This is a genomic window from Streptomyces sp. TG1A-60, from assembly GCF_037201975.1.
Lineage (GTDB): Bacteria > Actinomycetota > Actinomycetes > Streptomycetales > Streptomycetaceae > Streptomyces.
This window is the reverse complement of the sequence record NZ_CP147520.1, coordinates 1884020-1902009: the sequence shown is the minus strand read 5'-3', so window position 1 is coordinate 1902009 and position 17990 is coordinate 1884020. Positions and strand designations below refer to the sequence as shown.

Annotated in this window: 17 protein-coding genes; 12 read left to right on the top strand and 5 right to left on the bottom strand. The window is 74.1% G+C overall.

Annotation, left to right across the window (positions count from 1 at the left end; all coding sequences use genetic code 11):
- Positions 1-18 precede the first annotated feature (18 nt).
- The 4 genes from WBG99_RS07715 to WBG99_RS07700 all read right to left on the bottom strand — a co-directional run bounded on the left by WBG99_RS07715 (position 19) and on the right by WBG99_RS07700 (position 2646).
- A complete protein-coding gene (locus WBG99_RS07715) occupies positions 19-552 on the bottom strand; it encodes a DinB family protein (protein WP_338895610.1) in 534 nt (177 codons plus the stop codon).
- On the bottom strand, positions 552-851 hold the full coding sequence (locus WBG99_RS07710; RefSeq protein ID WP_338895609.1) for a hypothetical protein: 300 nt from the start codon (positions 849-851) through the stop codon (positions 552-554). The genes WBG99_RS07715 and WBG99_RS07710 overlap by 1 nt, the downstream gene beginning before the upstream one ends.
- A gap of 130 nt (positions 852-981) precedes the next feature.
- A complete protein-coding gene (locus tag WBG99_RS07705) occupies positions 982-1869 on the bottom strand; it encodes a LysR family transcriptional regulator (protein WP_338895608.1) in 888 nt (295 codons plus the stop codon).
- Positions 1870-2238: 369 nt separating this feature from the next.
- The gene (locus tag WBG99_RS07700; RefSeq protein ID WP_338895607.1) at positions 2239-2646 is read right to left on the bottom strand and encodes a helix-turn-helix domain-containing protein; all 408 of its coding nucleotides are present in this window, start codon (positions 2644-2646) and stop codon (positions 2239-2241) included.
- A 105-nt stretch (positions 2647-2751) separates the two neighbouring features.
- Here WBG99_RS07700 and WBG99_RS07695 point away from each other — a divergent pair, with 105 nt between their 5' ends.
- Positions 2752-3150, top strand: a complete 399-nt coding sequence (locus WBG99_RS07695) for a nuclear transport factor 2 family protein (protein ID WP_338895606.1) — start codon at positions 2752-2754, stop codon at positions 3148-3150.
- 544 nt (positions 3151-3694) lie between these two features.
- Here WBG99_RS07695 and WBG99_RS07690 read toward each other — a convergent pair.
- Positions 3695-4891 carry a hypothetical protein gene (locus WBG99_RS07690; RefSeq protein ID WP_338895605.1) on the bottom strand — a complete coding sequence of 399 codons (1197 nt, stop codon included), beginning with the start codon at positions 4889-4891 and terminating at the stop codon, positions 3695-3697.
- A 92-nt stretch (positions 4892-4983) separates the two neighbouring features.
- On the opposite strand from WBG99_RS07690, the gene WBG99_RS07685 reads away from it, so the two are divergent.
- The 11 genes from WBG99_RS07685 (at position 4984) to WBG99_RS07635 (ending at position 17765) form a co-directional block, all read left to right on the top strand.
- Complete coding sequence (locus tag WBG99_RS07685; protein WP_338895604.1) at positions 4984-5961, top strand: ABC transporter substrate-binding protein; 978 nt, start codon at positions 4984-4986, stop codon at positions 5959-5961.
- 110 nt (positions 5962-6071) lie between these two features.
- Positions 6072-7220: an iron ABC transporter permease gene (locus WBG99_RS07680; RefSeq protein WP_338900258.1), complete on the top strand. Its 1149-nt coding sequence runs from the start codon at positions 6072-6074 to the stop codon at positions 7218-7220.
- Positions 7217-8224, top strand: coding sequence for an iron ABC transporter permease (locus WBG99_RS07675; RefSeq protein ID WP_338895603.1), 1008 nt, complete (start codon positions 7217-7219; stop codon positions 8222-8224). The genes WBG99_RS07680 and WBG99_RS07675 overlap by 4 nt, the downstream gene beginning before the upstream one ends.
- A gap of 19 nt (positions 8225-8243) precedes the next feature.
- Positions 8244-9065: an ABC transporter ATP-binding protein gene (locus tag WBG99_RS07670; protein WP_338895602.1), complete on the top strand. Its 822-nt coding sequence runs from the start codon at positions 8244-8246 to the stop codon at positions 9063-9065.
- Positions 9066-9121: 56 nt separating this feature from the next.
- Entirely contained in the window at positions 9122-9235 is a 114-nt protein-coding gene (gene amiA / locus WBG99_RS07665) for a streptamidine family RiPP (RefSeq protein ID WP_240661371.1), read from the top strand.
- A gap of 91 nt (positions 9236-9326) precedes the next feature.
- Positions 9327-10280 carry a hypothetical protein gene (locus WBG99_RS07660; protein WP_338895601.1) on the top strand — a complete coding sequence of 318 codons (954 nt, stop codon included), beginning with the start codon at positions 9327-9329 and terminating at the stop codon, positions 10278-10280.
- Positions 10277-11758, top strand: coding sequence for a CocE/NonD family hydrolase (locus WBG99_RS07655; protein WP_338895600.1), 1482 nt, complete (start codon positions 10277-10279; stop codon positions 11756-11758). Before WBG99_RS07660 ends, WBG99_RS07655 begins: the two co-directional genes overlap by 4 nt.
- On the top strand, positions 11755-13134 hold the full coding sequence (locus WBG99_RS07650; protein WP_338895599.1) for a YcaO-like family protein: 1380 nt from the start codon (positions 11755-11757) through the stop codon (positions 13132-13134). Before WBG99_RS07655 ends, WBG99_RS07650 begins: the two co-directional genes overlap by 4 nt.
- Before the next feature lie 10 nt (positions 13135-13144).
- On the top strand, positions 13145-14227 hold the full coding sequence (locus WBG99_RS07645) for a SagB/ThcOx family dehydrogenase (protein WP_338895598.1): 1083 nt from the start codon (positions 13145-13147) through the stop codon (positions 14225-14227).
- Positions 14224-15990: an ABC transporter ATP-binding protein gene (locus tag WBG99_RS07640; protein ID WP_338895597.1), complete on the top strand. Its 1767-nt coding sequence runs from the start codon at positions 14224-14226 to the stop codon at positions 15988-15990. Before WBG99_RS07645 ends, WBG99_RS07640 begins: the two co-directional genes overlap by 4 nt.
- Complete coding sequence (locus WBG99_RS07635) at positions 15987-17765, top strand: ABC transporter ATP-binding protein (protein ID WP_338895596.1); 1779 nt, start codon at positions 15987-15989, stop codon at positions 17763-17765. The genes WBG99_RS07640 and WBG99_RS07635 overlap by 4 nt, the downstream gene beginning before the upstream one ends.
- Positions 17766-17990: the final 225 nt, after the last annotated feature.

The window sequence follows — 17990 nt, the reverse complement described above, 5'->3', positions numbered from 1 at the left end:
CGGTCGTCCGGTGCGGGCTCAGGCGTAGGGGTTGAGGACGAGGTAGCCGTCGACGCGGCTGAGCCGGTCCGAGACGGGGTCGTCCGGCAGCTGGTGGCCGAGGTTGTCGGCGCGGACCTCGCTGATCCACTGGTCGTGCTGGTACTCGTGGTTGACCAGCGCGGTCAGCAGATGCGTTCCGACGGTGGTCAACTGGGTGGGCGCGCCGACGCTGCCGGAGGCGATGTCGCCGATGCGGGCGTGGACACGTTCGGCGACGGTGCCGCGGAACGCGGCGAGCCGTTCGACCGTGGGCAGCGCGCCGCGGAACCTCTCCGGATTCGCCGCGTCCATGAGTCCGTCGAGGTGCGGATCGGGGCTGGGCTCGGCCGCGGTGAGATTGCGGATCATGAAGTGCGCCACGTGGGCCTGGTGGCCGAGATGCCAGCCGATGGCGCTGGAATTCTCGTGCGGGCGCCAGGTCACCTCGTCCGCGGTGAGGTCCTTCCACAGGTCGTCGGTGTACGCGCGGGCACGGTCGTACTCGCGCAGCAACGCTTCGAGTTCGTGCATCACCCCACCCGCCGCGTTCGGACGGCGTCCCGGAGGCGCACCTCGGGTGCCGCCTTCAGCGGGGGAGGCGGACCGCCGACCACATCGCGGGTGAACAGGGCGCTCGCCAGGTACGCCTTCGCCCCGGATACGGTCCGAAAGGCGTGGGAGACCTGGACACCCTCCTCGCGGACGAGGAGTTCCTCGCCGGTGGCGCCCGGGACGGTGTCCAGGAACGGCTGCTCGTACTTCTCGTACACACCCGTGGCCGCGACGCGGTCGGCGGGGTCCACCTGCAGCGTGATCTCGCGATACGCCATGGTTATGCCTCACTTGATCGGCTGGGATGGGCAGTGGCGGTAGGTTCCGCGACGTGCCTGCCAAGTTAGGCATTCCATACGCCGTCCGGTAGGGGCGTCCGCTGAATCGCGCCATAAGCAACGTGTATGGCTAGGGGCGGGCGGCCGCGAGGCTGTCGGCGAGGCGGAGCAGGTCCGCCGCGAGCGGGGTGCCGGCGCTCCAGACCGCTTCGAAGGAGATCTGCACCTCGCGTCCCCGGTTCAGCAGCGGCCGGTGGGGCACGTCGGGCGAGGTGAGCTTGGATCGGGGGACCAGGGCCGAGCCCAGGCCCAGCTTCGTCCAGTCCTCCAGGACCTGGTAGCCGGCGGCTTCTCCCGGATAGGTGCGCAGGGGCATCTCGTGCGACTGGAAGAGCCGCGTGGTGAACGTGGTCAGGCCGCACGTGTCCGGAACGAGGATGAAGCACTCCTTGCCGGCCTCTTCGAGTTCGAGCGGAGCCTGAGCGGTGTCGGGGCTGACGACGACGATCGGCTCGACGTCGATGACCCGGTGCTCGAAGCGCGGCATCGCGGCCACGGCCGGGATCAGGATGATGTCGAGCTGACCGGCCAGCAGACATTCGCGCAGGTCCTGCATGTTCGCCTCGCGCAGTACGAGGTCGCGGGGCACGGGAAGGCCCTGGACCATGCTGAACGCCCGGGCGACCAGGTGTGAGCCGATCAGGGGCGAGACACCCATGCGGATCTTCTGCTCACCGGGTTCGTTCAGCCGTCCGGCCTCCGCCGCGACGGCGTCGAGCGCGTCCAGGGCCCGCTCGATCAGGGGCAGCATCCGGGCACCGAACGCCGTCTGGGTCACACCGCGCGGCGAGCGGTCGAACAGCTTGTCGCCCAGGCGCTCCTCCAGCTTGGCGATCCCGTTGGACAGGGCGGGCTGGGTGACGCCGTAGGCGCGTGCGGCGGCGCTGAACGACTTGGTCTCGGCGACCGCCTGCGCGTACCGGAGCCCTTCGGGATTCAGGCGATCGATGATAGCCATGGGTTATCGCTCCATTCGCTGATGTCTCCTACCGGGGCTTGTTGAGCTCTGCCTACGGTGGGACTCCTGCTGATTCAGCATAGCCAGCAGCTATAGGCATGGTCGTGTGCGCCGACATCGGTGGAGTGCATCTGCCGCCCGCTGCCGACGGATCCGGGCACGCCGACAGGACCGCCGCCGACCAGCCCCGCAGGCCCGAGGGCGAAGTGGAGCTCGACTTCGTGGGCTCCCTGGACAACGCGGCCAAACTCATCGCGGCCCTGTCGTCTTGGAGATCTCGCGACACAGGGGTTGGCTTCCTGAACGTCCGCCGGGGTGTGCGGCGTTCGACGGGCCGGCTCCTGCTGGGGCAGGGGAAGGCTCGGCGGCTCAGTCCTCCGTCCGCGTGCCTGACCTCGCCGGGACGGGTTGCCGGGCGGCGTCGTAGCTCTCGCGCGCCGCGAGTACCTCGGTGACGTGTTCCTCGGCCCAGCGGCCCAGGGCCTGAAGGGGCGCGTGCAGGGTGCGTCCCAGTGCCGTCAACTCGTACTCGACCCTCGGGGGGACCTCCGCGTACGCGTGCCGGGTGACGATTCCGTCGCGCTCCAGGTCGCGGAGCGTCTCGGTGAGCACCTTCGCGCTGATGCCGTCGACGGTGGTGCGCAGGTCGCGGAAGCGCAGGCGTCCGCCACTCAGGGCGATGACCACCATCGCCGTCCACTTGTTGGCGATGCGAGCGAGCGACGTACGGGAGGGGCAGGTCGCCGTCATGACGTCGAACGCCGGATGCTGTGGCATGCGTCACACTCCTCCATCGGTTACGTTGAGGTGACTGGTTACCGTTCGTGAGTATAGGGCCCCACCAGGCAGTACTCGACTGCACTTGACCGAGGAGAACCGATCATGGAGCCCACCTCCACGCTGGCCGTCGCCAACCGTTACGTCGACGCGGTGTCCGCCAAGGACTTCGCCGCCGTCGCGGGCATGTTCGCCGACGGCATCGTCTGGCACCAGCCCGGTGCCCACCGCTTCTCCGGCAGCCACCGCGGCGGGGCGGCGGTGGGCGAGTTCCTCGGCGCCCAGATGGCCGCCACGCAGGGGACGTTCGACCTCGCGCTGACCGGTGCCCCCATGATCAACGGCGATCTGGTCGCGATTCCTGTCCACTTCTCCGCCAAGTGTGAGGGCGGGGAGATGTCGATGGGCGGGGTCGATGTGCTGCGGGTCGAGGGCGACAAGATCGCGGAGGTGTGGCTGTTCTCGGCCGACCAGGAGGCGGAGGACGCCTTCTTCGGCGCCTGAGCCGACGGGAACCCGGCTGAGCCGTTCGGTCGGTTCTGCTTGCTTGGCTCACGGGCAACCGCCTTCCGGCCGCCGCCCGTGGCAGGTCCTGCGGCGGTCCTGCGGTGGTGACGTCCGGGTGCGGGAGTCGTGGTGGCAGCGAGCGGACACGGCCGTTGCGGAGGCACTGTGTGCGGAGGGGGCGGGTACGCCGCCTCCGCACCGGGGACTTGCCCGCTTCGAGTGGACGACACTGGCGAGGGGAAGGGCGAGTTTCGCTGCGGGGCCCGCTCCAGGCCGGTGACCGCGGACTCGATGGCGGACTCGACGCCGGACTCGTGGCTGGCGGAGGTCGGCCTTCGCCCGTCCGGTGCCTCGAGGACGACCAGGGCCGTGGCGGGACGACGATCCACAGTGTGAGAAGAGCCGTCGTCGCCGGAACGCGAGCCGGGCCCAGCCGGTGGAGGAAGGTGGCCATGGAGGTAACTCCACCGAACCGCCCCTTGAGGAGCGGTCACCTTCGCGCTGCCGACCGGGCGGTGGCCCGGCCGGCAGCGAGGCGGGATCACCTCCCCACCGGGTCCCCTTCGGCGCCGTCGTCCGGCGTGCGGAGCATCGCGTGGCCGCCGTGGTGCAGTGGCGTGTCCAGCTTCGCGCGGGTTGTCTCAGCGGCCGTTCGGGCGTCGAAGACGTGAACTTCGCCGTGGCCGCCGCGGGTGACGGCGACCCAGTCGGCGCCCGGCGAGGCGGCCACCGCACGGCGCTGGACGCCCTCCCAGGGGGTGCCTCCCCGGCGGGGAGCCCCGTCCATGGCGGGGAGGGGGACGCGGCGTACGGTGTGGTCGGTGTCCAGCAGGACCAGTTCGTCGCCGTCCGGGTGGATGCGGGTGAACGCGGTGTGGTCCTTGGTGAGGGCCAGCCGGAAGACCAGCCCCGGGCCCAGGTCCGTCAGGGTCGTGCGACCCGTTTCCAGATCATGGCGCCACGCCTGGTTCGTCCACTCCGGCCAGCGCAGCGGGTCCGTGGGGCCGCCCCGCAGGGTCGACCACAGTGCCCGTCGCCGGGGGTCGAGCCGCAGGTACCAGCCCCGCGCGGGCGAACCCCACGGGAGCGTCGGCTCCGGGACGAGCGCGTCGCCCTCGCGGCGCGCCCGGTGCACGCCCTCTCCCGTGGCCGCGAACACGTGGCCGCAGTACGAGGCTTGCGCGTCGCCGTGCCCGTCGTCCGGCAGGACGAGGTGTGCGTGGGGCGTGACCGGCGGGCAGCCGGTCGGTGAGCCCAGCAGGTCGGCGAACCGGTGGACGGCGAACGCGCCGGGTTCCCGGTGGCGCAGGACGACCAGGGGGTCGCTGTCGCCCATGACCGTCACACCCGGCTCGCCCACGCGGGTACGCACCCGCGTGGCGTCCGTCGTGGCCAGGTCGACCACCGTCAGCAGGTCCGACCACGGACCGCCGTTCTTCCCCAGGCCCGTCGTGACGGCCACCCACCGGCCGGACGGGTCGCAGGCGAGGTGCTCGGCCGGCACGGCGACCGGGACAGCGGCCTCCACCAGCTCCGCGCCGAACGGGTCGAGCACCAGCAGCTCGCCCCTGCGGTCGTCGACGCAGGCTGTCCTGCCACCCGGCAGGGCCAGGAAGCCGGCGTGTTCGGAGAGGTGGCGGCCGGTGAGACGGTGTGCCTCCACGCCGTCCGGGACGGTCAGCACGTGGACGGATCCGCCTATGTGGTCGGAGACGAGCAGCAGTGGGCCGGCGTTCATCGAGGACCTCCCTGATAGAGCATCTGATGAAAACGATTATCATCGTGTATCTTCGATGCGTTCCGGGACCATGAGAAGAAGCGAGGGCATCGATGCTGGGCTCACCGTCGAGATTCGTCCGCACCTGGGTCAGCGTGGCGATAGTGGGTTCCGTCCTGGCCGGGTGCGGTGCGTCCACCGAACCCGCGAGTGAAGAGAGCGCAGTGGCCGACGCGAAGACCGACGTCACCGTGGAACCCATCAAGGCGACACGTCGGTTGACCGACGCGAACGGCGTCGAGATCTCGTTGAATCGGGAGCCGGAGCGCATCGTCTGCCTGTTCGCGCTCTGCGACGACATCCTGACCGAGCTGGGCGTCGTCCCCACGGCCACGAACAACGCCCTCCTGGCCCAGCCCGGATTTCTGGGGGCGGAGAAGGCGAAGAAGGCCGCCGTCGTCCCCGGCGGGTTCATCGCGCCCGAGGTGGAGGCGATCCTCTCCCACAAGCCCGACCTCGTGATCGGCCTCGAGGACACCCACGGCAAGCTCGCCCCTGCCCTGAAGGGCGCCACCACGTTCTGGCCCATGCAGCCCGAGGAGTGGCAGGACAGCGTCGGTTACCTGCGCGACGTCGCCGCGCTCACCGGCCGCACCGCCGAGGGCGAGAGGGCCGAGAAGACCTTCCGCACCAAGCTCGCCGACGCGGAACGGACCAGGAGCGACAAGACCGCGCTCATCATCTACGGCAGCGACGAGAACTTCGGCGTCGCCACCCCGGGGACGGACGTGGCCGCCGGACTGTTCCCCAAGCTGGCTGACTACCCGTGGAAGTCCCGGGGTGTGGAGGGCAGTTACAGCCTCGAAGAGATCCTCGCGCGGGACGTGGACGTGCTGTTCGTCGAGACGATCAGCTTCGGCGAGCCGGACGGCAAGCTGTCGGAGAAGCTGGCGAAGAACCCGCTGTGGGGGAAGATCCCGGCCGTGCGGAACGGCGACGTACACGAGGTGAACTCCGAGGTGTGGGCCAAGGGGCGCGGCACCCGCTCGCTGGGCATCGTCCTCGACGAGGCCACGGCCGCCCTGCGGTGACCGCGCCGACCGCGACCCAGAACGCGGCCGGAGACGCTTCGGACGGGCGGCGGTCCGTACGGTTCCCGCGCCCGGGCAGACGGTGGCAACTCCTCGCAGTGAGCGTGCTGTTGGTCGCGGCGTCCGCCTGCATGCTGAGCCTGGGCACGCCCTACGTCCCAGCGCACCGCCTGCCCGGTGCGCTGCTGGACGGGGACAGCACGCTCGCCGGGGTCGTCGTCACCGAACTGCGTGTTCCCCGGCTGGTGCTGGCGCTGATCGCCGGGGCCTGCCTGGGCGCGGCAGGGCTCGTACTGCAGGAGGCGCTGCGTAACCCGCTGGCCGTTCCCGAGATGCTGGGCGTGTCCTCCGGGGCCGCGCTCGGGGTCGCCGCGCCCCTGGTGCTGGCGGTGTCCATCCCCGCTGTCGCCCAGCCCCTGCTGGCCATCGGCGGGGCCGCGCTCGGCGGCGCGCTCACGCTGCTCGCCGCCGGACTCGGGCGCAGCCCGTCCGCCGTGCTGCTCACCGGGGCCGCGGTCGCCGCCGCCCTGCAGGCCGCGCTGCTCGTGCTCATGGTCATGGCCGACCAGCTGGACCTCCAGCTGATCTACCGGTACCTGCTCGGCTCGCTCTCCGCCCGTACCTGGGACGACGTCACCGGGCTGTGGCCCTGGCTGCTCGTCGCGGCACCCGCGCTCGTGCTGTGCGCGCCGGTGCTCTCGGTGCTGCGGCTGGGCGACGACGACGCCGAGGCGTTGGGCGTCCGCGTCCACCGTGCCCGGTTCGCCGCGCTGGCCATCGCCGTCCTGCTGATCGCGCCCGTGACGGCCGTGTGCGGTCCGGTGGCGTGGGTCGGGTTCCTCGCCCCGCATCTGGCGCGACGGCTCGACCCGGCGGCGGACGCGGTGCGTTGGCTGCCCTGGTCGGCGCTGTGGGGCGCCGTCGTGGTGGCCGTCGCCGACGTCCCGGCCCGGCTGGCGCTGGCACCCGTGGAGACACCGGTCGGCGCCTGGACGTCCCTGTTCGGTGTGCCCGTCGGTGTCGCCCTGCTCCGGTCGGGAAAGCGGAGGCCGAGGACTCCACGGCCGGCGGCGGGCTCCGAGGCCGAGCGCGTGGAGCAGTCGGGGGCCGGTTCCGAGGCCGCGCACGTCGAGCCACCGGGGGCGGAAGTCCCGCCGGGGCCACGAGGACGCGGCCATGGCGAGATGTCCGAGGGCGACGGTCCTGCCGGCACCCGTCTCCCGCCCCATGGGGCAACCGCGTCGGAGGAGGCGCGGTGAGCCGGCGTTTCGGGGTGCTCGCGGTACTCGTCGTCCTGTGCGCCTGCGGGGGCCTGTTGGCCGGTCGCGGCATGTCCCCCGCCGTGGTCTGGGACGTCCTCGGCGGGGGCGGTGACGCGACGGAGCGGCACATCCTGCTCCAACTCCGCCTGCCCCGGCTGCTGGTGGCCCTCGGCGCGGGGGCATGCCTCGGTGTGGCGGGTCTGGTGCTGCAGTCCGCCCTGCGCAACCCGCTCGCCGGGCCCGAGGTCACGGGCGTGACTCCGGGCGCGGTGCTCGGGGCCGTCACCGCGACCGGCCTCGGGCTGGCGGGGTGGGAATCGCCGCTCGCGGTCGTCGTCGCCGCGTGTCTGGGCGGGTTCACCGGGGCGGCGTTCCTGTGGCTGCTCGCCGGGCGTGGCGGCGGCGATCCCGCGCAGACCGCCGTGTACGGGGTGCTGGTGTCGGCGGTCCTCGGTGGGCTCACCGCCATGGTGCTGCTGGTGGCGCCGGGGGAGCTCGGCAGTGTCGTCCAGTGGCTCGTCGGTACGACGGAGGGCCGGGTGTGGGAGCACTGGCACCTGTTGTGGCCGTGGGCGTTGGCCTGGGGCGCGCCGGCGTGGCTGCTGGCGGGTCCGCTGACCCTGCTGCGCTGCGGCGACGACATCGCCGGTGCGGCGGGGCTGTCCGCCGCGCGCGCCCGGAGCCTCGCCCTGTTGTGCGCCGTGGCACTGACAGCGGGCGCGGTGGCTGCCGTGGGGGCGCTGGGTTTCGTGGGGCTGCTGGTGCCGCACCTCGCGTTCGCCCTGTTCGGCGCGGACCTGCGGCTGACGCTGCCTGGTGCCGCCCTCGTCGGGGCGGCCGTGGTGGGCGGGGCGGACGCGGTGGCGCAACTGTCCTCGCGGCTGCTGGCCGTCGTGCTGGACTCCGGACGGTTCACGCTGCCGGTCGGGGCGCTCACCACCTGCCTCGGAGCGGTGCTGCTGCTGGTCGTCGTGCGCCGGACGCCGAGCCGAACGTTCTGATGTCGACGAAGGACAGAACATGACCGAACCCGTGGGTATCCGCGTCGAGAAAGTCCGCTTCGGCTATCCCGGCCGCCCCGTGCTGCGCGGCGTCGACGTGACCGTCGAACCGGGCGAGCTGACCGCCCTCATCGGCCTCAACGGCTGCGGCAAGTCGACCCTGTTGCGGCTGGCCGCCGGCCTGCTGCGGCCGGACGAGGGGCGCGTCCTGCTCGGCGGCGACGACCTCGCAGGGCTCTCCCGGCGCGCCACCGCCCGGCGGGTCGCGCTGCTGCACCAGTCGGCCCCGGCCGTCCCCGGTATGACCGTCCGGCACCTCGTCAGGCAGGGGCGGTATGCGGCGCGCGGCCCGCTCGGCATGCTGCGCGAGGGCGACGACCCCGTCGTACGGCGTGCACTGCGCGACGTCGGCGTGGAGCAGTGGGCCGAGCGTGACATCGACGCGCTGTCCGGGGGTGAGCGGCAGCGGGTCCGGCTCGCGATGGCGCTGGCCCAGGACACCCGCGTCCTGCTGCTCGACGAGCCGACCACCTACCTGGACCTGCATCACCAACTCGATGTGCTGCGGACCGTGGTGCGGCTGCGCGAGGAGCGCGGCCTCACCGTCGTGATGGTGCTGCACGACCTGGCCCACGCGGCCCGGTTCGCCGAGCGGATAGTCGCCCTGCGGGACGGCCGCGTGGTGGCCGACGGGACCCCGAAGGAGGTCGTCACCCCCGGGCTGCTCGCGGAGGTGCTCAAGGTGGCGGGACGGGTCGGCCGGGACCCCGAGGGCGGCTGGCCGGTGTGTTACCCAGATCACCCCCTCCCGGGACTAGAATATGAAAATCATATTCAGTAAGTTGTCATGTGGCGCTCAAAGGAGTGCCGTACTTCCCTTGCGACGAAGGAGAGTTCATGGACAACGAGCAGGTCTTCGCGCCGATCGCCGACCCGGGCCAGCTGGCTCACGACTCGGCCTCCCACTCCAACGCGCTCGTCGAGAACCCCTTCGACGACACCGAGGAGTAAACGCGGGTCCAGCACCCTCGACCGTGGGCCCGCCCGTCACCGTGCGGGCGGGCCCACGCCCACTCAGGCCCTCTTCCCCAGGAGAACCGACGTGTCCCGCAGCCAGCTCGCATCCGGTGTCGAGATCGTCGCCGTACCCGGGCGGGGGCTCGCCGTCCGCACGGCCGACGGGGAGTTCCTCACCGTACGGACGGGTGACGCGGACGACAGCGCTCTGCTCTCCCGGCTGTCCGGCCGGTCCACCGGCGAGCCGGACGCCGAACTCGACCGGCTCGTCCGGGCCTTCGACGGTGCCGGCTACCTGGCGGGCGGTCCGCGCCGCGCCGAATGGCCCGCCGAGCGCCGGGACGTCCTGCTGCTGGGCGATCCCGTGCTCACCGAGCCGCTGGCCGCGCTCCTGCGATCCTCGGGCGCGCGGCCACGGTCGGCGGAACCCGGGGACCCGACCGGGGTGGCCCCCGTGGCGTCCGGCGGCCTGGCCGACGCGGCTCCGGCGACGTCCGGCAGTCCGGCGGGCGCGACTCCCCCGGCACGCGACGACCTGGCCCGCGTACACCGGGCCGCATCCGGCGCCCCGGCCGACGCGGTGCCCGCCGCCGTCGTGTGGTGTCTTGACGGTCCCGTTCCCGAAGGGCTGTGGGACGCCGCCGACCGGCTGCCCGAGCGCGGCATCGCCTGGCTGCGCTGCCACCGTGAGGGCTGGCAGGTCTGCGTCGAGCCCCTCGCGGCCGCTCCGGGGGACGTCACCTCGGCCCATGTCCGTGCCCGCAGGCTGGCCGCCACGCCGGCGCACCGCGAGCTGGCCGCCTACTGGAGCGGACCTCGCACGTCCGGCGCGTCCGTACACCTCACCGCTACCGCGGCCGGGTTGCTCGCCGCCCTGCTCGCAGACGACCTCACCCGGTGGGCCACCGGCACCCCCCACCTCGGCGGACTGCCCGCGCGGCGCCGGCTCCGGCGCGTCGACCTGCGCACGCTGACCGTCACCGAGCACCCCGTCCTGCCCGTCCCCGACGTCGCCCCCATGCCGGGGAAGGCCGGATGACGGCGTTCACCGAGCCCGTCGAGGGCCTCGCCACCGACGGCCGGCTCCCGGACGGCGAGGGGCCCTTCCCCGCCGTCCTCATCCGCACGCCCTACGACCGACGCCGGCACCGCGCCGAACTGCGGGGGTGGGCCGAACGAGGGTTCGCCGCCCTCGTCCAGGACGTACGCGGCAGGCACGCGTCGCCCGGGGAGTGGCACCCGTACGAGAACGAGGCCGCCGACGGGGCGCTGACCGCCCGCTGGATCCGCCGGCAGCCCTGGAGCGACGGGCGCGTCGTGGCGGTCGGCGCCTCCTACGCCGCCCACTGCGCCGTCGCCCTCGCGCTCGACGCGCCCGAGGACGCCCGCCCCGACGCCGTCATCGCCGCCGTGCCCGCGCTCGGCGCCGCCGATACGGCACGCGAGCCCTCCGGCGTGGAACGGCTGGCGGCCCGCGCGGGGTGGTGGGCCGCCCATGGCGACCGGCGCGACTCCGACGAGGACGCCCTGGCGGACGTACTCACCACGGACCCCGGCATCCTTGCCCACCTGCCGCTGATCGATCTCCCTGCCCGGCTCGGCCGGAGCCTTCCCTCCTGGCCGGGCCTGTGGCGGCACCGCGAGCGCGGCCGGCTCACTTCACGGGCCGAGCGCGCCGGGATGCCCCTGCTCGCGGTGGGCGGCCACCACGACCACTTCACCGAGGACACCGTCGCGCTGTGGCGCCGCTGGGGCGGCCCCTCCGCGCGGCTGCTGCTCGGCCCCTGGGGGCACCGCCTCGCCGCCGCGCCCGGCACCGACGCCCGGCCCGCGCACCGGGTGAGCCTCGGCGATCTCTACGCGCGCTGGGCCCGGCTCGCTCTCACCGAGGGCCTTGTCTCCGGACACCGGGGCGCCGTCGCGCTGGGCGGCGGCCCCCTGTGGGTGCCCGCCCGGACCCAGGGCGAGCCGCGCACTCAGCACGTACGGCTGCTGCACGGTGCCTCCTTTACGGCCGACCCCGAACGGCCGGTCCTGTCCGAGGAGTTGACCGTTCCCACGGAGGGCACGCCCGACCGCTGCCTGTTCGCCACCCCGCCGCTGCCGCGCCCGCTGGATGTCGTCGGCGCCGCCGAGGTCCGTGTGAGGGCGACCGCCGACACCCCCTCCGCGGACTGGGCGGCACGGCTCGTCGCGGTCACCCCTGAAGGGGCGGCCGAGCGGCTCGCCGTCGGAATCGTCCGCCGCGCGGATCCCCCGGGAAGGGCCGCCGAGTTCACCGTGGGGCTCGGCCGGCTCGCACGGCGGCTGCCCGCCGGCACCCGGCTCCGCCTGGAGATCACCGGCCACCACTTCCCCGTCCACGCCCGCAACCCCCACACCGGCGACGACCCGGTCACGGCCACCCGGCTCCTCGCCTCCCGGCGCGAGGTCGACCCCGGGCACGTGGCGCTCCGTCTGCCCGTGCTCCGCTCCCGTCCCACCCCCACCGATCCCGTACAGGAGATCCTGAGATGACGGCGCTGCCGCTGGAAGCCCTGGTCGACCCCGTGTGCGGCATCGTCCGCAAGGTCAAGCCCGTCGAGCACCCTCCGGGCACCCCACCCCGCTACACCGCGCTCACCGCGGAGATCGCCGATGCCCGCAAGCTCGGCCTGTGGCCGGCTGACCGGGTGTCGCTCGGCACCACCTTCGGCGACCCCGAGGGTGCCCGGATCGCCGCGATAGCCGAGGGAGTCGAGCGCTACTGCGGCAACCGCGTGCCCCCGCCCGGACACCCCGACGCCCCGCTGCGCGCCACCGCCGCCGAACTGGTGGGCAGGGGCCTGCGGCTGTACGGACCCGACGAGTTGCCCGCCTACGCCGACTGGCAGTACGCCCGCGAGCGGTTCCCCTACCGCCCCCTCACCCCCGACACCCCGTCCCTGTGGACACGCGGCGAGGAACGGCTGCCCGACGGGGAGAGAGCCGAGGTCTGGGCACCGGTCGCTCTCACCCACCTCAACTGGCGCCAGGGCGAGTTGCGTTCGCTGCCCCGCACCCACCACCTCAACTACGCGGGCATCGCCACCGGGCAGGGCTTCGACGACGCGGTCGAGCGCGGCCTGCTGGAGATCGTCGAACGCGACGCCCTCGAACTGTGGTGGCACCTCGACGGCCCGACCCGTGGCATCGACCCGGCTAGCGTGCCCGGCCTCGCCGACGACCTCGCCGGATCCGGGCTCGACGTCCACCTCGCCGAGATGCCCTCGGAGTTCGCCCCCTGTATGGCCGCACTCGTCCACGACCGCCGACTCGGCCTCTACGCCGCCGGGTTCGCCTGCAAGTACGACCCGGCCGAGGCCGCCCGCAAGGCCGTACTGGAGGCCGTCCACACCTGGGTCTTCACCCAGGGCCTCGCCGATCCCGACGGCTGGGTGTTCCAGGCCGTCGAGGCGGGGCTGCTGGCACGCGGGCTCTACCTCGACCACCGCGAGGACCGCCGCTACCTCGACGCCTGCGGCGAAGGCTTCGCCCACGTACGGGACCTGGGCGCGCACGTACAGGTCTGGCTGGACGAGCGGATGGCGCCCGAGGCCCGCCGGTTCACCGAGCCCGCGCACGGGACCATACCCGTCGACGCGGTCGAGCCCGGCAGCCGGGACCGACTTCGGCGCGCGCTCCACGACGGCGGCCACCGCCTCATGACGTTCGACCTCACCACCGAGGACGTGGCCGAAACGGCGCTGCGCGTCGCCCGGGTCCTCGTCTCCGGCCTCATCCCCAACGCCCCGGCGGCTTTCGGGTACTTCGGCTCCCCGCGCCTCGCCGACGCCGCCGTGGCCCGCGGGTGGCGCACGACCGCGCCGAGCGCGCCGGAGGACTTCACGCTGGCTCCTCCGCCCCACATGTGAGGACCACCCAGTGGATCTCGTCACCGCGCTGGCCCAGGCCCGCACTCCACAGAAGCCGGGCCCGGACACACCTGCCGGGTCCGCCGTCCCACCGTGGCCCGGACCGGCGCTTCCCCTGCCGGACTCAGGCCCCGCAGAACTCGACCTGGGCCGGCTGCTCCATCTGTCCCTGGCGGCCTCGGACGGGTCCGCACGGCTGCGGCCCGCCCCGTCCGCCGGCGCGCTGCACCCGGTGGACGCCCGGCTCGTCGTGGGCACCGGCTGCCCACTGCCGCCCGGACGCTACGGCTACGACCCGCTGGGCCACAGTGTGCACCGTCTCGGCCCGGCACCCCACGGGACACCGCCCGGTGCCACCGTCGAACTCTCCGTCACCGCGCAGCGCACGATCTCGCACTACGACCACCGTGCCTGGCCACTGATCCTGCTGGACACCGGGCACGCCGCCGCCGCGCTGTGGCTCGCGGCGCGCGCTCTGGGCACAGGGCCCGGGGAAGTCCACCTCGACGGGCACACCGAAGACCCCCTCGGCGCACTGCACTTCGCCCCGCCCGAGGCGGCACGCCGGACCGTGGACGCACCCACCCCCCGCGACCTGCTGACCCGCCGCAGCGCCCGGCCACCGCTGCGGGGTACCCCGCCCCAGGAGGCCCTGCGGGCGGTGCTCGCGACCGCCGTCGAGGCCGGCGCCGGCGAACTCGCGTGGTGCGCGGCCGTCGGCGAACCACAGCCCGCGCTCGTCGAGCCGGCGCCCGACGGCACAGTGCGCCGTCTCGCCGCCGGTGAGGCCCGCCCGACCCTCGCCGCCTGGGCCGCGGGCCAGGCGTGGATCGCGGACGCGGGCGCCGTTCTCCTCGGCCACGGCTGCCCGACGGACGCCGAAGCCCCGCAGATCCGCAGGGCCCACCTGCGCGCCGGCTTCGCCGTCCACATGGCCCATGTGACCGCCGGCCGGCACGGCCTGGCCGGCCGCCCCGTCGGCTCCTGGCAGCAGGCCGACCTCGGTGCCGCGCTCGGCGCCGCACCGGGCAGGGACTGGATCGTCCACGGCCTGGCCCTCGGCACCACCCACTCCGAAGAGGGGACCCCGTGATCGTCCACCCCGAGCTGCGCCGTGCCGCACGGCACGCACAGCGCCCCCTGCTCGCGGCCACGCTCCTGCAGGGGGCCGTCACCCTCGCCCACCTCGCGCAGGCCGTGCTGCTCGCGGTCGCCCTCGCCGACGTGGCGCGGGGCGACGCGGACCGGCTCCCGCCGCTCCTCGGGGCAGCGCTCGTCGTCGTCGCCGCCCGCGCGGGGCTCGGCCACTGGCAGCGGCGTACCGCCACCCGTGCCGGGGCGCGGGTCAGGGTGCGTCTGCGGGACGAACTCCTCACCCACCTCGGACGGCTCGGGCCCGCACACCTGACCTCCTCCGGTCTTCGGCCGGGAGGACCGCCGTCGCGCGCCGGGGCGGTGCGCACCGCCCTCGTCGACGGGGTGGAGGGCGTCGACGCCTATGTCTCCCGCTACCTGCCGCAGCTCCTCGTCACCGTCACGGTGCCGCCCCTGCTGCTCGCCGTCCTGGCCGCCGTCGAACCGCTCGCCCTCCTCGGCCTCGTACCCGCGCTGCTGCTGGGCCTGTTCGGCCCACGTGCCTGGGACCGGCTCCTCGCCAAGCGCGGCAAGGAACACTGGGACACCTACGAACAACTGGGCGCCGACTACCTCGAAGCACTGCAGGGCATGCCCGCGCTGCGGGCCGCGGGCGCCGTCGGACGCACCCGCCAGCGGCTGGAGGAGCGTTCGGCGGCGCTGCACCGGGCCACCGTCGCCAAGCTCCGGGTGTCGCTGGTCGACACCGGACTCACCGACCTGGCCATCCAGGGCGGCGCCGTGGCCGCCGCGCTGCTCGCCTGCTGGTCGGCCGTCACCGGATCCACCACGCCGACCGGCACCTACCTGGTGCTGCTCCTGGCCTCCGAGTGCTTCAGGCCCGTACGCGACCTGTCCCGCGAGTGGCACGCCGGGTACCTGGGAGTGTCGGCCGCGGACGGGCTGGCGGCGCTGCGCACCGCCGCCCCCTCGGTCCCCGACACGGCGACGGAACCAGCGCACTGGCCGGACCCGCCCCAAGTGCGCTTCGAACAGGTGGGGTTCAGCTACGACGGCGCCGGGACACCCGCCCTCCGCGAGGTCACCTTCACCGCCGAGGCGGGGCGTACCACCGCCGTCGTCGGCCCTTCCGGGGCCGGCAAGTCCACCCTGCTCGCCCTGCTCCTGCGCCACGGTGACCCGCAGCAGGGCCGGATCACCGTGGACGGCCGCGACGTGGCCGGGTACGCACTCGACTCACTGCGGCGGGGCATCGCCGTCGTCTCGCAGGAGACCTACCTCTTCCACGCCACCATCGCCGAGAACCTGCGCCTGGCCCGGCCGTCCGCCACGGACGACGAACTTCTCCGCGCGGCACGGACCGCCGGCATCCACGACGAGATCGCGGCCCTCCCCGACGGCTACGCCACCGTGCTCGGCGAACGCGGCGCCACCCTGTCCGGCGGACAACGCCAGCGCCTCGCCCTCGCCCGCGCCCTGCTCGCCGACGCCCGGGTGCTCGTCCTCGACGAGGCCACGAGCGCGGTCGACGAACGCCGGGAGGCCCACATCGTCCGCGAACTGCTGGACGCCGCGGGCGGCCGGACCGTCCTGCTGGTCGCCCACCGGCTCGCCGCCGTCCGGCACGCCGACCGCATCGTGGTGCTCGACGGCGGACGCGTGGACGCCATCGGCGAACACGCCGGCCTCCTCGACGCCGGAGGGGTCTACGCCGCACTCGTCGAAGCGGGCCAAACCCACGAAGGAGGGCTCGCCGCATGAGCAGCACCATCGACGCCGATGCCGACGTGACGCCGGGCGGCACCACCGACGAGTCCGTGCCCCCGCGAGGCTCACTGCGTGCCCTGCTGCCCGCCCTCGCCGGGCACCGGGTCATGATGGCCCGCACCTGCGCCGCCGCGCTCGTCGAACAGGGCTCTCTGGTGGCGCTGCTGACGCTGGCCGCGCACAGCGTCGGAACCGCCGTCATCGAGGACCGCGCCCCCTCGCCCGGCACGGTCACCGCGCTGGTCGCCCTCGTCCTCGTACGCGCCCTGATGACCTGGCGCGAGATGGACCTCTCCCACGACCTGGCCTACCGGGTACTGGCCGAGCTGCGTGTGCGGGTCTTCGACGGGCTCGCCCGCGGCGCGCCCGCCCGCGTGGCGGGCCGGCGCAGCGGGGACCTGGCCGCCACCGCGATGGCCGACGTGGAGGCGCTGGAGTTCTTCTACGCCCACACCACGGCCCAACTCCTGGCCTCTGGCGTGGTGTTCACCGGTGGGGCCGCGGTGCTGGCGACGGCGGAGGCGTGGCTGCTGGCGGCGGTGCTGCCGGTCGCCGCACTGCTCGCCGTGGCTCCCTTCGCGGACGCGCGGGAACGCGCCACGCGCGGGGCCCGCGCGCGGGCGGCCACCGCGAAGCTGTCGGCCGACACCGTGGAGACCGTCGACGGGCTGCGCGAACTGCTCGCCTTCGGGGGGCTGGCCGAGCGGCGCGGCCGTCTCGCCGAGCAGGGCCGGCGGGTGGGCGAGGCACAGCGGGCCGAGGCCACCTGGGAAGCCATGGCCGCCGCCGTCCGCGATCTGCTCATCGTGCTCGCGGTCCTCGGCGTGGTGGCCGCAGCCGCGCAGTCCGTGACCTCCGGGCGCCTGCACGGCGCGTGGGCCCCGGCGGCGATGACGCTGGCACTGTCGGTGCTCGGGCCGGTCGCCGAGTCGGCCAGGGCCCTGAGCCGGGCCGTCGGCCTGCGCGCCGCCGCCGCCCGCGTCGACGCGGCGGTGAAAGCCCCCGCTCTCGCCCCGCTGCCCGCCTCACCCCGCCCGATCCCACCGGGCCCGCTGGGCGTCCGGCTGCACAAGGTGAGCTTCGACTACGGGGGCCGGCCCGTGCTGGACGCGGTCGAGCTGACGGTTCCCGCGGGGCAGACCCTCGCCCTGGTCGGTGTCTCGGGGGCGGGCAAGTCGACCTGCGCCCACCTGCTGGCCCGTTTCTGGGACCCGTCCGAGGGAGCGGTCCAGCTGGTGCCCCGCGACGGCGACCCCGTCGACCTCCGTGACGTGGCCGACGCCGAACTGCGCCGCGCCGTCGCCGTCGTGGGGCAGGACACCCCCCTCTTCCACGGCACCCTCGCCGAGAACCTGCGCCTCGCCGCGCCGGACGCGAACGACGACCTCCTGGCCGAAACCGCCCGGCTGTGCGGCGTCGACGGGATCGCCCCCATGGACTCCCCTGTCGGGGAGCGCGGCTCCACCCTCTCCGGCGGCCAGCGCGCCCGTATCGCCCTCGCCCGCGCCCTGCTGGCCGGGCCCAGGGTCCTCGTGCTGGACGAGACCACCGCCCACCTGGACAACGCCGGCGACGCCCAGCTCGCCACCGCGCTCGCGTCAGGCAGCCGTACGACCATCGTCATCGCACACCGCCCCGCCACCATCCGTCGCGCGGACCGTATCGCCGTCCTGGAATCCGGCCGCATCGCGGAGGTGGGTACCTGGGACGACCTGACCACCCGCCCCGACGGCGCGCTCAACCGCGTGCTGACCCTCACGCCACCCTGAGCCCCGTGCTGGAGCGTGCGGAATCCTCCTGACGCGTCTGCCGGACGGCTGCGGCTGCGACTGTGAGGGACAGCCGCCGGGTCCGGTGCGGACGGGCCGGTGAACGAGGGCGGTGCCGTGCTCGTGGAGTCCCTGCGGCTGCGTACGCCCGCCTTCGGCTCGTGCCGGCCCGGCCCGGCCCGGCGTGTCGTGGTGTCCCGGCCCGACTCCGACGGGCTTGCCGGG

Coding starts and splice junctions, on each gene's coding strand:
- WBG99_RS07685 (WP_338895604.1), top strand. CDS start 4,984: ATGCTGGGCTCACCGTCGAGATTCGTCCGCACCTGGGTCAGCGTGGCG.
- WBG99_RS07710 (WP_338895609.1), bottom strand. CDS start 851: ATGGCGTATCGCGAGATCACGCTGCAGGTGGACCCCGCCGACCGCGTC.
- WBG99_RS07715 (WP_338895610.1), bottom strand. CDS start 552: ATGCACGAACTCGAAGCGTTGCTGCGCGAGTACGACCGTGCCCGCGCG.
- amiA (WP_240661371.1), top strand. CDS start 9,122: ATGGACAACGAGCAGGTCTTCGCGCCGATCGCCGACCCGGGCCAGCTG.
- WBG99_RS07655 (WP_338895600.1), top strand. CDS start 10,277: ATGACGGCGTTCACCGAGCCCGTCGAGGGCCTCGCCACCGACGGCCGG.
- WBG99_RS07705 (WP_338895608.1), bottom strand. CDS start 1,869: ATGGCTATCATCGATCGCCTGAATCCCGAAGGGCTCCGGTACGCGCAG.
- WBG99_RS07690 (WP_338895605.1), bottom strand. CDS start 4,891: ATGAACGCCGGCCCACTGCTGCTCGTCTCCGACCACATAGGCGGATCC.
- WBG99_RS07635 (WP_338895596.1), top strand. CDS start 15,987: ATGAGCAGCACCATCGACGCCGATGCCGACGTGACGCCGGGCGGCACC.
- WBG99_RS07695 (WP_338895606.1), top strand. CDS start 2,752: ATGGAGCCCACCTCCACGCTGGCCGTCGCCAACCGTTACGTCGACGCG.
- WBG99_RS07650 (WP_338895599.1), top strand. CDS start 11,755: ATGACGGCGCTGCCGCTGGAAGCCCTGGTCGACCCCGTGTGCGGCATC.
- WBG99_RS07700 (WP_338895607.1), bottom strand. CDS start 2,646: ATGCCACAGCATCCGGCGTTCGACGTCATGACGGCGACCTGCCCCTCC.
- WBG99_RS07670 (WP_338895602.1), top strand. CDS start 8,244: ATGACCGAACCCGTGGGTATCCGCGTCGAGAAAGTCCGCTTCGGCTAT.